Raw genomic sequence first — 12,169 nt, forward strand, 5'->3', positions numbered from 1 at the left:
ACCCCCCCCGCGCCCCCGCCGGGCGGGCCGCCCCGCGCGCGGGGGGGGGCCGCGGGGGGGGGGCGCCCCCCCCCCCGCCCCCCGCCCCGCGGGGGGGGGGGGGGGGGGGGGCCCCCCCCCCCGCCGGTACGTCAGGTCAGTTGACGTCGATGCGCACCGAGTCGAAGGCGGGGGTCTGGTTGGCCCGCTCCATCATCGGCAGGCGGTGCGAGCCGTCACCGGCCCAGACGGAGCACTGGGCGGTACCGGACTCCGGCAGGCCCGGAATCTGGATCGTCACCTCGTCGGGCTGGGCGCCGCCGCGGCCGTCCTCGGTCGCGACGAAGAACGCGGGCACCTCCTGCGGCTCCGGCGGAGCGGTCAGGCTGTCCAGCATCCGGCACGCGGTGTGGAAGTGACCGCGGACCAGGCCCTGGTCGTTGAGGAGCGAGCTCTCCACGTAGTAACCACCCTGACCGGCGGCCAGGAAGCGGTCCCGGACCAGGTTGCGGGTGCTGACCCGCAGGGTGAAGGGCTGGTTCTGGCCGACCTGGTCGGGGAACTGGGTGATCAGCAGCGACGGGTTGTTGGCCGCCGCGCCGACCTCACCGAATTCGGTGCTCACGCAGCGGTTGCCGTTCTGGAAACCGTCGTGCGGCTGGAGCCGGCTCTCGTCGCAGTCGTTGGCGAGCACGCCGAGCCCGGCGCCGGGCTCGGTGCCACCGCCGTTGTTCCCGCCGCCGTTGTTCCCGCCACCGTTGTTGCCACCGCCGGGGGTGGTGGTGGGAGTGGTGCCGCCGCCGTTGTTGCCGCCCGTTCCGCCGGTGGGCTGCACCTGGCACTCGGCGAGCTGCGCGAGGCCCTGCGGCCGGGGTCCGGCCCGGTCGATGGCGGTCGTGATCCGGTCCAGCACGGCGCGGCGCTTGCCGGCCAACGGCTGGAGGATCGCGTTGCGGATGAACGCCTCACCCTTGTTGCCCTCGGCGGCGAGCCGGCGGTCCGCCTCGGCGATCTGGGTCTGCAACTGGGCGAGGTTGCGGTCCACCTCGGCCCGAGCCCGGTCTGGCACCTGCGGCAGCTTGCTCGCCACGTCCGGACAGGCGATGGCCGTGCCGGTGCCCACGGTGCCGTCCTTGCCGTCCTCGCACTCGGGGACCGACTGCTGTCCGTCACCCCAGTGATTACGCACCCACCGACCGTTCTGCCAGGTTCGGCTGGTCGAGCCGCCACCGGTCGGCGCGGTCGCGCCCGGGCTCGGCTCCACGCACTGCCCGGAAGCCGGACGCGGCTTATTTGTCCGCCGGTCCTGGGCCGACGAAATCTGAGTCACGGCGACAACTCCGCCGAAGACCGCGAGCGTGCCGACAACTGCCAGCAGACGCTTGCTCCGCGCGTTGCCGGAAGGCCGGCGCGCCCGAGTGGACCTGCGCATCGAATTGCTCTCCTTCTCGATCCGGTAGTGGATTTCTGCCCTCGGCGGACCGACGGATGTGAGGTGGCACGCCGCGGTGGCGACCCACCGTGACCTACCCGGTAATGCGTCGATGGCCGACGATGCCCTTTCCGCACCGTCTCCCGCGCCCGGTGGACGCGGATGGGGAGATCCTGTTCATTCGCGCAGGAGTACGGGGCGGCGGCCGGGAAGGTTCAACAGACGCACAGGAAATTGCCGCGCCCCGACACGGAGCCGGTGCGGAGCAGGGATCAGCAGGTGAAACGGGCGCTGGTCAGTCGGCGCAGAGGTGGTCGAAGGCGAACCCGCCGACCAGTTCGTGGCGGCGCTGGCTCAGCGCGGCGATCTGCGCGGTCCACTCGGCGCGCGACAGCAGGTCGGCGACGGCGTTCTCCCGCAGTCGTTCCCCCACGGCGACGGCGGCGAGATCCTCGGCCAGCCGGGCCGCGTCGATGCCGCAGGAGAAACGGTGTTCGGTCACCGAGACCTGCTCGACGAGGCACGCGTCGGGGCGTACCTGCACCCAACTCCACCCCTGCCCCGGCCCCTCTAGCCAGCGGACGTGCAGTCCTCGCACGATGGGGTCGGCCACCTGCCCGGCCACGTACGCCTCGACCGCCGCCACACGGGTCAGCGCGCCGAGGTCGTTCACCGGCCCGGTACGCCCGTCCGGCAGCCGGCCCAGGATGTCCCGGAAGCCCACCGGCGCCGGTTCGGTCCCGGCGGCGGTGGCCCCGCCCGCGGCGTAGGCACGCGCGTCGATCACGTACTCGACCAGGCGGCGGCCATGCTCGGCGGCGCTCAACGTGGGCGACCCGATCCGCAGGGTGGGCAGGCCGGCGGCCGCGCCCACCGCGTCCGTGAGGCGCTCCACGCGCTGCTGCGCCGAGCCGGGAGACGGAACGGGGCCGATCTGTACGGCGACGACCGGGCGGCCGCTGTCGGCGGCGTAGACCACGAAGTCGAAGCTGGCGCGGCTCGCCGAGGTCCACTGACTGCCGGTGACGCCGGGCGGGCGGCCCTGGAGCAGGTCAGTGAGCCGGCGTGCCGCCAGGACCCGATGGCCGGCGCGGCTGAGCAGCGCGTCGCGCCCCGCCTCGGCGGGCATCGCCCGCAGCCAACCGCGGTCGTCGCTCCCGATGCTCGTCATCTGCCTGATCCATCCGCCGGTCGGTCGAGCCGGGCCGAGTCTAGGTGGTCGATCATGGGCCACCGACTTCTCCTGTGACGCGGATCACAGCAGCGTTGACGTTCCAGGGATGGCCGCCGGGTGTATCCAGCGACCGCCGGTACCGGACCGGCCCGGAGGTGAGCATGTCGCGACAGCAGTTCGGCTTCCTCGCCGGGTTCCTCGCCGTGGCGGTCTGGGCGCTCGCCGGCATCGGCGTGGCCGCCCTCGCCGTGCTCGCCGGTCTGCTCGGCTGGCTGGTCGTCCGGGTGCTCGACGGCGACCTCGCGATGACCGGTCTCGGCGACCGCCGCGCCGACACTCGGCGGCGGCGATGACCACCCGCCCATCCGCAGGGACGAACCCCAGCATCGGACTGGCCGCCGGGACGGCCGGTCCGGAACGCCGCCCTGGCGACACGGCGGACGTCGCGCGGATCGCGGTGCAGGCGGCCAGCCTCGTGCCGGGCGTGTCCGTCGTCCGTCCGGCGGCGGTCCGTCTGGATGACCGGTCCGTCGGACTCGACCTGCACCTGATCACCTGGTACGGGCACAGCGTGCCGACGATCGCCGAGACGGTCCGGGCGGTGGTCACCGACCGGGTGGCCGCCCAGACCGGGCTCCGCGTGGCGGTGGTGACGGTCACCGTTGACGACCTGCTCGTCCCCGGCGTCGACTCCTCCGGCGTCGGCACCGCCACACCGGAGGACGGCTGAGATGCGCACCGCCAACCGGGTCGCCTCGTTGCTGCTGGCCACCGTGCTGCTTCTTGGCGGCGCGGCGGCGACCGTCCAGGCGTTGCTGCTCACCCTGCACAGACCGACACCGCTCGACACCAGCGGCTGGCTCGACGCGCTGAGCGGCACCCGGTGGCGCGACCCCACCGTCCGGGCAGTGGCCGGCGGGGCTCTCCTGCTGGGCCTGGCCATCCTCGTCGCCCAACTGCGCCGCTGGACACCGGCCCGCCTGCGCGCCGACGAGCACGACGGCTGGTACCTGCACCGGCGCTGCGTGGAACGGCGGCTCGCTGACGCCGCCAGCGCGGTGCCGGGCGTCCGCCGTGTCCGCGTCCGGGTCCGACGGCGCGGCGGTCAGTGGCGCCCCCGGGTCCGGGCGACCGGCGACCCGGCGGCCCGGGCGGAGATCGAGTTCGCTGTGTACCAGGAGTTGCGTCACCTCACCGCACCCCGCCCCGCCCGGATCGACGTCCGGCTGCTGCCTCGGCGACGGCCGGCGTGACCAACGCCGGGCACCGGCTGCTGTGGACCATCATCGCGCTGCTGCTGGTCGCGGGCGGCGCGGCGGCACTGACGGCCAGCCTCGGCACGTTGCCCGGCGCCGACCCGGCGGCGGCGCTGCTCAGCGCCGAGCTGGTCGAACGGTTGCGGAGGGCCGCGCCGTGGAGCGGCCTGGCCGCGGCCGCCGCCGCAGCCCTGCTCGCACTGGCCGGGCAGCGCCTGCTGACCCGGGAGCTGCGGGGCCCGGACGGCACGTTGCGCGGCACCCTGAGCCACCCTGGACGCCGGCCGGGCCGGACCCGGCTGGCCACCGACGTCCTCGCCGACGCGCTGGTACGCGACCTGACCGGCAACCCCGGCGTACGCCGGGCCCGGGTGGTGCTCACCGGCGCGCCACCGCACCCCGACGTGTGGATCCGGGTGGACCTCACCGCCGACGCGCCGACCGCCGGCGTACGCGAGCACGTTCGCGCGGCGGTCCGCCGGTTCGCGGCGACGACCGACTGCCAGCCCGCGCACCTCGACGTGACCGCCCGCATCGAGCCCGGCCACCCCTGACCCGACGTCGCCCGAGGGGGCATGATCGGTGTCGGCGGCGAACGGAGGTACGCGGGTGCGGGTGGTGTCGCTGGTGCCGTCCCTGACCGAGGCGGTGGCGCTTACCCTGCCGGGAGCACTGGTCGGGGCCACCGACTGGTGCAGCCACCCGGCCGGGCTCGACGTGCCCCGGGTCGGTGGCAGCAAGTACCCCGATCTGGACCGGGTGCGCGCGCTGCGGCCGGACGTGGTGCTGCTCAACGTCGAGGAGAACCGCCGGGCCGACGCGGAGGCGCTACGGGCGGCCGGCGTGCCGGTGCGGGTCACCTATCCACGGACCGTTCCCGGCGCGTTGACGGAGCTGGGCGACCTGCTGACCGAACTGGGTGCGCCGACGGAGCCGGACTGGCTGCGCGCCGCCCGGCGGGCGTGGGCCACTCCACCCCCGCTGACGGCGACCCGCAGCGCTGTGGTGCCGGTCTGGCGTCGACCGTGGGTGGTGCTCGGCGGCGACACGTTCGCCGGTGACGTGCTGCGTCGCCTCGGCGTGTCGAACACCTACGAGGAGCACCCCGAGCGCTATCCCCGCCCGACCCTCAGCGAGCTACGCGAGCGGGAGCCCGACCTGGTGGTGCTGCCCGACGAGCCGTACCGGTTCACCGCCGACGACGGGCCCGAGGCGTTCCCCGGCGTACCGTGCGCTCTGCTCTCCGGGCGGCACCTCACCTGGTACGGCCCGTCCCTGGCCGAGGCGCCCGCGCTGCTCGCCGACCAGCTGTCCCGGCCGGTGCTGGCCGGCTGACCTCCGCCGCCAACCGGGCGGTCGGGCACCGCGCCCGGGGCCCAGCCAGCGGCCCGACGGCTCAGGCGTCGGCCCGACGGCTCAGCCAGCGGCCCGACGGCTCAGCCAGCGGCCCGACGGCTCAGGCGTCGGTTCGGCGGCGGGCGGCCAGGGTGCTGGCGCCGATGGAAACCGCCAGGGTCAGCAGCACCACGGCGAGGGTCAACCAGACCGGCAGCTTGCCCACCGGCGTCTCGGCGAGGATCAGCTTCAGCCCGGCGAAGGCCAGTAGCAGCGCCAACCCGTACCGCAGGTAGCCGAAGTGTCGCAGCAGGCCGGCGAGGCAGAAGTAGAGGCTGCGCAGCCCCAGTACGGCGAACGCGGTGGCCGTCCAGACCAGGAAGGTGTTCGTGGTGATGGCAAGGATCGCCGCCACCGAGTCGATGGCGAAGACCACGTCGGTGGCCTCGATGGCGACGAGCGCGACCAGCAGCAACGTCGCCACCCGTCGGCCGGCTACCCGGGCGGTGAACCGGTTGCCGTGGTAGCGGGCGTCGGTGGGCACCAGCCGCCGGAACAACCGGACCACGAGGTTGCGTTCCGGGTCGACGTCCGGCTTCCCGCGTACGGCCAGCCGCCAGCCGGTCCAGATCAGGAACGCGCCCAGCACGAACCCGGCCCAGGTGAGCCGGTCCAGCAACTCGGCACCGGCGAAGATGAACAGCAGCCGGAAGACGAGCGCCCCCACGACACCCCAGAACAGCACCTTGTGCTGGTAGCCCGACGGCACCTGGAAGTAGCCGAAGAGCAGCGCGAAGACGAACACGTTGTCCACCGAGAGCGCCTTCTCCAGCAGGTAGCCGGAGAAGTACGCGATGGCCGGGTCGCCCCCGAGGCCCCACCAGACGACCAACCCGAACAGCAGACCCGCGCCGATCCAGACGGCGCTCCACAGCAACGCCTCGCGGAGCTCGATGACGTGGTTGTCCCGGTGCAGGAGCACATCCACGGCGAGCAGCGCCGCGATCACCGTGCCGACCGCCGCCCAGGCCCACAGCGGGACCGCGACCGTCGCCTCAGCCACCGACGCCCTCCGCACCGACCACCGCGCACCGCCCGTCAACCAGGCCGGCCGGCCCTTTTCGAGCCTAGGTGAACGCCCGACCCGGCATCGGACGGTCGAACGAAGTCGGGTCGGGCCCATACGACGCAGTGCGGGCGGCGGCTGAGGCTCCGGGCGGTCGGGGAGCCGCCCTCAGGCGACCGGCATCACCTGGCCGGGGTCGGTGACCGTGTCGTCGGCGTCGTAGGCGATCGCGTTTGTCACCCGCACCACGCCACTGACCTGCGCCGCGAGCCGACCGGCGAGGTCGACGGCGGAGCGGCGGTCCAGCCGACCGGCAAGCGTCACGTCACCGTGGCGGACCTCGACCGTGACCAGTCCGTCCCGCACGGCGAGCACCCGGCGAAGCACCTCCTGCACCACGTCCTCACCAATCTCGGCGTCCGACCGCAGGTGCACCCGCAGCAGGTCGGCACGACCGACGATGCCGATCAACCGGCCAAGGTCGTCCACCACGGGCAACCGCTTGACCTGCTCGCGGTCCATCACGCGGGCAGCGGCGGACAGCGGCGCCTCCGGATCGGTGGTGACCGCCGGCGCGGTCATCAGGTCGCCGGCCAGCAGGGCCGCACCCTTGCTCCGCGCGCCACGCCGACGGCGGCTCTCGAAGACCCGTCGCAGCGCCGGCTCACCGGCGCGTTCGATCCGGTGCAGCAGATCGGCCTCGGACACCACCCCCAGCACTCGGCGGAAATCGTCGATCACCGGCACCGCGCTGACCCCGCGGCGCAACAGCACATCGACGATTTCCCGGTACGGGGTCTCGGCCACCACGGTCTCGACCTCCCGGGTCATCACGTCACCCACCTGCCAGGTCCTCATCACGGCCTCCCTCTCGTGGTCCACCTCGGACGCTACGACCGAGAGTCGACTGTCGTCAGGGCTGCCGGACCGGACCCGGAGGGGTCGAACGTCCCGAGCGGTTGCGGTCTGTCGGCCCTGCCGCCGGGGACGCCGTGAGCGTCCACTGGAGATGCCACCGGGAAGCGCGGTGCGAAGCTGAGAAGGGACGTGGAGACCATGATCGCGACGACCGAGCGGGTCACCGCCGAGAACACCGCTGCGAAGACCGGTACCGCTCACGAGCGGGCCGTCCGGTACATCCTGGCCGGCACCCGGCTGGCACTGGGCTGGATCTTCCTCTGGGCCTTCATCGACAAGGTGTTCGGCCTCGGGATGGCCACCGAGTCGAAGAACGCCTGGATCAACGGGGGTAGCCCCACCAAGGGATTCCTGACCTTCGGCGTGACCGGCCCGTTCAAGGATCTCTACACCGGGATCGCCGGCGCCGCCTGGGCGGACTGGCTCTTCATGATCGGCCTGGCCGGGATCGGTGTCGCGCTGCTGCTCGGCATCGGCATGCGGGTCGCCGCCGTGGCCGGTGGGCTGCTGCTCGTCATGATGTGGACCGCCGTCCTGCCCCCGGAGAACAACCCCTTCATGGACGACCACCTGATCTACGCGGCGGTGCTGGCGGTCCTGGCGCTGGTCAACGCCGGCGACACCTGGGGCCTGGGCCGGGTGTGGGCGACCCTGCCGATCGTCCAGCGGACACCTTGGCTGCGATGAACTCCGCACACCCCCCTGGGCGGGCGTCACCAGCATCGGTGACGCCCGCCACGGCGTCGTTCCACCGGCCGGGCCCGCAGCGCCACCGGGACTCCGGTGCTCGACCGACGGACGGGGCTGCGGAGCAGGTTGCGGGTCCGCCGCACATCGGTGAGGGGTGATCCGGCAGGATCGACGGTGACCGGACACATCACCCAACACGGCAGGAGATCCCCGCATGACCCAGGCAGCAGGCGCCCAGTCGGGCAAGCCCGAGGTTGGTCCGATCGAGGGTGCACCGCCGGCCGACCTCGTGATCGAGGACATCACCGTTGGCGACGGCCCGCAGGCCGAGCCGGGCCAACTGGTCAGCGTGCACTACGTCGGCGTGTCGCACTCCACGGGCGGCGAGTTCGACTCGTCCTGGAACCGGGGCGAGGCGTTCGACTTTCCGCTCGGCGGCGGTCAGGTCATTGCCGGCTGGGACCAGGGCGTCGCCGGCATGCGCGTGGGCGGTCGCCGCCGCCTGACCATTCCGCCGCACCTGGGGTACGGCGACCGGGGTGCCGGCGGCGTCATCAAGCCGGGCGAGACGCTGGTCTTCGTCGTCGACCTGCTCGGCGTGAGCTGACCCATTGTCGGGGTCGCCGGCACGCGCCGGCGGCCCCCGGCCCGGCTGAGACGGTGACGGCCAACTTCGTCGATCGAGATCAGGCGGCCAGTTGCAGGTCCGTGGTGGCGATCACCGGGCGACGCGCGGCCTCGATCGGCGAGGTCAGCTCCAGAATCGGCATCACGCGGTGCAGCCCGCTGACGCGCAGCACCCGCGCCACCACCGGGCTCGGGTCGACCAGGACCAGCTCGCCACCGCAGGCCCGCACGCGCAGATGCGCCGCGAGCAGCGTGCGAACGCCGGTGGCGGAGAGCAGCCGCAGCCCGGACAGGTCCAGTTGAAGGACCGGGCGGGGCGGCGCGGACCACAGCGCGGACCGGAACGCGGCCACGGTGGCGATGTCGATCTCGCCGGCCACCCGCACGAGGACCATCTGGTCACCCACGCTGACCTGCACGTCCAGCCGGTCGCTGTGCTCTTCCATGCCCAGAAATCTAGCCCCCACCACCGACACTTTCGCCCCTCCACGGAGTGATTCCGGGTACGCCCAGGGGCATACCCCGAGGTACCCCACCTCCTCCTCGGGGTGGAGTCAGGGGCCTCTCGCGGCGCGCCGCGCGGGCTCGGAACCCGGGGGCCGGCCGGCATCCGGGTGGAGAATAGGTCGATGCTGATCCCCCGGCCCCGGCCGCCCCGGCTGATCCGCCCCGTCCGCGAGCCGGCGACCAGCCCTCCGGCGCTGGCCGGGGCATGGGCCCCCATCGACCGCCGGCTGGACGAGGCCGACTTGCTCCCCCTCCCCGCGGGCGCCGTCGGCCCCGAGGACGTGCTGGTCGACGGCGCCGGGCGGGTGATCAGTGGCGACGAGGACGGTCGGCTCTGGTGGTGGCCGGTCGACGCGCGGGCCGGCACCACACCCCACCTGCTGGCCGAGACCGGGGGCCGTCCGCTCGGCATCGAGCTGGACCCGTCCGGTGAGGCCCTGGTGGTCTGCGACGCGTACCGCGGGTTGCTGCGGGTCACCCCGGACGGCGGGGTACGCGAACTGACCGGAACGGCACCCTCGGTGCACCTGGCCAACAACGCGACGGTGGGCCGTGACGGCACCATCTACTTCACCGACAGCTCCGACCGGTTTCCGGTCTCGCACTGGAAGCGGGACCTGCTGGAGCACCGTCCCAACGGGCGGGTGCTGGCCCACCATCCGGGCAGCGGCCGGACCGAGGTGGTGACCGACGGGCTGTACTTTCCCAACGGGATCGCGCTGACCCCGGACGAGTCGGCGCTGATGCTGGTGGAGACCAGCACCCACCGCCTGCTGCGGGTCGAGCTCGGCGGCGGTGTGCGGGTCCTCGCCGACCTGCCCGCGTACCCGGACAATCTCGCCTCGGTGGGTGATGGGACGTACTGGATCGCACTGCCCAGCCCCCGGGTGCCGATCGCCGAACGGCTGCTGCCCCATCCGCGTCTGCGCCAGATCGCCGCCCTGCTGCCCGACGCGATGCAGCCGCAGCCACGCCGCTACGGGCTGGTCGCGCTGGTCGACGACGCGGGAACGGTCCGCCGGACGCTGCACGGTCCGAACGGGCACTACTCAATGATCACCGGGGTACGCCAGCACGGCGACCACCTCTGGCTGGGCAGCCTGACCGGTCCCGGAGTAGCCCGCGTACCCCTGACCTGACCCCTGACCCCCTGCCCCCCTGACCCACGCCCCCACGCCCCCACGCACCACCGCGCCGATCTTGCGTTTCCTGTCGCCGGGATGCGTGAAATGTCCCACTGTGTCGGCGCAGTAAGTGCAAGATCGGCGCGGTGGGTGTCCCGTCGCCCGGCTTACGGGCGACGGGACACCCGCCGTCGTGCGGGCCGGCCCCGTTCTTCCGCTCAGCGGCCGCTGACGGAGGGCGCCGGTGCGGGCGATCCACCGGCCACCGCGCCCGGATGCGCCGGGGCGACCGGCGCGGGCTTGAGCCCGGGCGGCACCGGCAGGGCGCTGCCCTTGGCGAACTCGTCCCAGCTCACGTTCCACGCGGTCCAGCCGTTGCCCGGCTGGAGCTCCACCTCGGTGCCCTTGACGGTGACCAGGTCACCGACCTGCGTCACCCCCATCAACCAGTCGGCCGCGGTGGCGGAGACGTTCGCGCAACCGTGCGAGACGTTGGTGTTGCCCTGGTCCCCCTCCGACCAGGGTGCGGAGTGGATGAACTCGCCGCCCCAGGTGTAGCGCTGGGCGTCGTCGACGTCGACCACGTAGCCACCGTTCGGCTCACCCCGGGTGTCGAAGGTGACCCGCTCGTGCTTTTCCATGATCACCATCTTGCCGCTGGAACTCGGCGTGCTCGGCTTACCCAGGCTCACCGGGATGCGGCGCACCTGCTTGCCGTCGCGCAGGACGGTCATCTGCTTGGTGGCGTTGTCGATCTCCAGCGAGACCTGCCGTCCGATCTTGGAGGTCGCGGTCCGCTCGGCGTCGCCGACCAGATTCTTCCCGATCGGCAGACCCTCCAGACCGGCCCGGACACTGATGGTGGTCCCCGGCTTCCAGAAATCGGGGGCCCGGTAATAGACCTGACTTCCATCCTCAAGCCACGACCAGGCACCCGGTTGCGGCGGATTCGTCTTTACGAACAACCGCCGCTGGACATCCGCCCTGGCCTCTTTCGGAATTCCTGGGTCGAAGGCCACCGTTACCGGCATCGCCGTGCCGTACGTCCGATTGCCGTTGAAATAGAGGGTGCTGGTGATCTGCGGCCTGGTCGACTTGGCCATCGTCGTGAACGTGGTGGTGCGGGTGGTGGTGGCACCGGAGTCACCGGTCGCGGTCACCTCCGCGGTGTAGGTCCGTCGTGGTTGCAGCGGGGCGCTCGGCACCCAGCCGGAGCCGTCCTCGCGCGGTTCGGCGTTGACCTGCTTGCCCTTGTCGTCGGTGAGCCGTACGCCGGTGACCCGTCCACCCTTGACCACGGTGCCCACCTCGGCGCTGACCGGGACGTCCCGGGCCTTGTCCCCCGGCGTCAGAGCGAGTTCCGGCGCGGCGTGCTTCTTGGCCGAGCCGGTCGCCGAACCCCGGTCGGCGGTGCACGCACCCAGGACGAGTGGTGCCGCTGCGATGGTTACCGCCAACAGCGTCAATCGCCGCCTAGACGTCATGTTTCAGTCCCCCCGTTTTTCGACTTCCCTCCGCCACATTCTTGCCCGCTTGGCGGGACCATTTGCGGCATTCAGAAATAATTGGCCGCGCATTTATCGACCCATTTTCCAACAATGCTCCGCTTGGCCGGAACAAGGGTTCAACCGACCCGTGTCATGCGCTTTGCTCCGCTTGAGCGACGCAACGTCGACTGTCCGAATGGCGAGCGGAGGCGGCGGCACCGTCGACCCAGCGCATGATCGACGCGGCTTCAAGGAACTTGGGGCATCCCGGCCGTCCTGACACCGCGACTTCCAGGAACCCGAGTGGATCAAGCGCCGGGCGGCCGGGGCGGGGCGGGCGGCCGGGCGAGAGGTGGAACGCGCGGCGCGGTGGGCACGGGAAGTAGAAGCTCAGGCCCGGTGGCGCACCTCGTGGGCGGACTTTTGTCAGTTGAAGCGAAACTTCCGGCGAACGCGACAAAGCTTTGCCTTCGTCCGGAGGCAAGGGTAAGGTCTGGATCTAGATAGAGGGTTGCCCATTCGTCGATCAACTTGCCGCCACCTCTGCCGGGTCGCCGCGTTCCGCTCCCGATGG

The 12,169-nt window shown here is 72.4% G+C and carries 14 protein-coding genes; 8 read left to right on the forward strand and 6 right to left on the reverse strand.

What is annotated here, in order from left to right; genetic code table 11:
• Nucleotides 1-136: 136 nt before the first annotated feature.
• Complete coding sequence (locus tag ACGF3C_RS31330) at nucleotides 137-1,411, reverse strand: hypothetical protein (RefSeq protein ID WP_357233811.1); 1,275 nt, start codon at nucleotides 1,409-1,411, stop codon at nucleotides 137-139.
• Nucleotides 1,412-1,706: 295 nt separating this feature from the next.
• On the reverse strand, nucleotides 1,707-2,582 hold the full coding sequence (locus ACGF3C_RS31335) for a hypothetical protein (RefSeq protein ID WP_393227324.1): 876 nt from the start codon (nucleotides 2,580-2,582) through the stop codon (nucleotides 1,707-1,709).
• A 164-nt stretch (nucleotides 2,583-2,746) separates the two neighbouring features.
• On the opposite strand from ACGF3C_RS31335, the gene ACGF3C_RS31340 reads away from it, so the two are divergent.
• Genes ACGF3C_RS31340 through ACGF3C_RS31360 form a run of 5 tightly spaced genes read left to right on the forward strand, consistent with a single transcriptional unit; the run spans nucleotide 2,747 to nucleotide 5,176 of the window.
• The gene (locus ACGF3C_RS31340; RefSeq protein ID WP_357233807.1) at nucleotides 2,747-2,938 is read left to right on the forward strand and encodes a hypothetical protein; all 192 of its coding nucleotides are present in this window, start codon (nucleotides 2,747-2,749) and stop codon (nucleotides 2,936-2,938) included.
• Entirely contained in the window at nucleotides 2,935-3,315 is a 381-nt protein-coding gene (locus tag ACGF3C_RS31345; RefSeq protein WP_357233805.1) for an Asp23/Gls24 family envelope stress response protein, read from the forward strand. Before ACGF3C_RS31340 ends, ACGF3C_RS31345 begins: the two co-directional genes overlap by 4 nt.
• Before the next feature lies 1 nt (nucleotide 3,316).
• Nucleotides 3,317-3,838 (forward strand): DUF6286 domain-containing protein, encoded by a 522-nt coding sequence (locus ACGF3C_RS31350; RefSeq protein ID WP_393227326.1) that lies wholly within the window; start codon nucleotides 3,317-3,319, stop codon nucleotides 3,836-3,838.
• A complete protein-coding gene (locus tag ACGF3C_RS31355) occupies nucleotides 3,835-4,395 on the forward strand; it encodes a hypothetical protein (protein WP_355009824.1) in 561 nt (186 codons plus the stop codon). Before ACGF3C_RS31350 ends, ACGF3C_RS31355 begins: the two co-directional genes overlap by 4 nt.
• A 55-nt stretch (nucleotides 4,396-4,450) precedes the next feature.
• Nucleotides 4,451-5,176, forward strand: coding sequence for a helical backbone metal receptor (locus tag ACGF3C_RS31360; protein ID WP_393227328.1), 726 nt, complete (start codon nucleotides 4,451-4,453; stop codon nucleotides 5,174-5,176).
• Between the two features lie 121 nt (nucleotides 5,177-5,297).
• Here the strand turns inward: ACGF3C_RS31360 and ACGF3C_RS31365 are convergent, their stop codons facing one another.
• The gene (locus tag ACGF3C_RS31365) at nucleotides 5,298-6,239 is read right to left on the reverse strand and encodes a TerC/Alx family metal homeostasis membrane protein (RefSeq protein WP_393227330.1); all 942 of its coding nucleotides are present in this window, start codon (nucleotides 6,237-6,239) and stop codon (nucleotides 5,298-5,300) included.
• Between the two features lie 171 nt (nucleotides 6,240-6,410).
• A complete protein-coding gene (locus ACGF3C_RS31370; RefSeq protein WP_393227332.1) occupies nucleotides 6,411-7,100 on the reverse strand; it encodes a CBS domain-containing protein in 690 nt (229 codons plus the stop codon).
• A gap of 189 nt (nucleotides 7,101-7,289) precedes the next feature.
• Between ACGF3C_RS31370 and ACGF3C_RS31375 the strand changes: the two genes are divergently transcribed.
• Nucleotides 7,290-7,847: a hypothetical protein gene (locus ACGF3C_RS31375; RefSeq protein ID WP_393227334.1), complete on the forward strand. Its 558-nt coding sequence runs from the start codon at nucleotides 7,290-7,292 to the stop codon at nucleotides 7,845-7,847.
• A gap of 217 nt (nucleotides 7,848-8,064) precedes the next feature.
• A complete protein-coding gene (locus ACGF3C_RS31380; protein ID WP_238685740.1) occupies nucleotides 8,065-8,457 on the forward strand; it encodes an FKBP-type peptidyl-prolyl cis-trans isomerase in 393 nt (130 codons plus the stop codon).
• Between the two features lie 79 nt (nucleotides 8,458-8,536).
• On the opposite strand, the gene ACGF3C_RS31385 is transcribed toward ACGF3C_RS31380, so the two are convergent.
• A complete protein-coding gene (locus tag ACGF3C_RS31385; RefSeq protein WP_357206061.1) occupies nucleotides 8,537-8,923 on the reverse strand; it encodes an STAS domain-containing protein in 387 nt (128 codons plus the stop codon).
• 183 nt (nucleotides 8,924-9,106) lie between these two features.
• Between ACGF3C_RS31385 and ACGF3C_RS31390 the strand changes: the two genes are divergently transcribed.
• Nucleotides 9,107-10,123 carry an SMP-30/gluconolactonase/LRE family protein gene (locus tag ACGF3C_RS31390; RefSeq protein ID WP_357232635.1) on the forward strand — a complete coding sequence of 339 codons (1,017 nt, stop codon included), beginning with the start codon at nucleotides 9,107-9,109 and terminating at the stop codon, nucleotides 10,121-10,123.
• A 203-nt stretch (nucleotides 10,124-10,326) separates the two neighbouring features.
• Here the strand turns inward: ACGF3C_RS31390 and ACGF3C_RS31395 are convergent, their stop codons facing one another.
• Nucleotides 10,327-11,592, reverse strand: a complete 1,266-nt coding sequence (locus ACGF3C_RS31395; RefSeq protein WP_393227337.1) for an Ig-like domain-containing protein — start codon at nucleotides 11,590-11,592, stop codon at nucleotides 10,327-10,329.
• Nucleotides 11,593-12,169 lie beyond the last annotated feature (577 nt).

Origin of the sequence: Micromonospora sp. NPDC047762 (assembly GCF_043204655.1) — a bacterium.
Taxonomy (GTDB): Bacteria; Actinomycetota; Actinomycetes; order Mycobacteriales; family Micromonosporaceae; genus Micromonospora.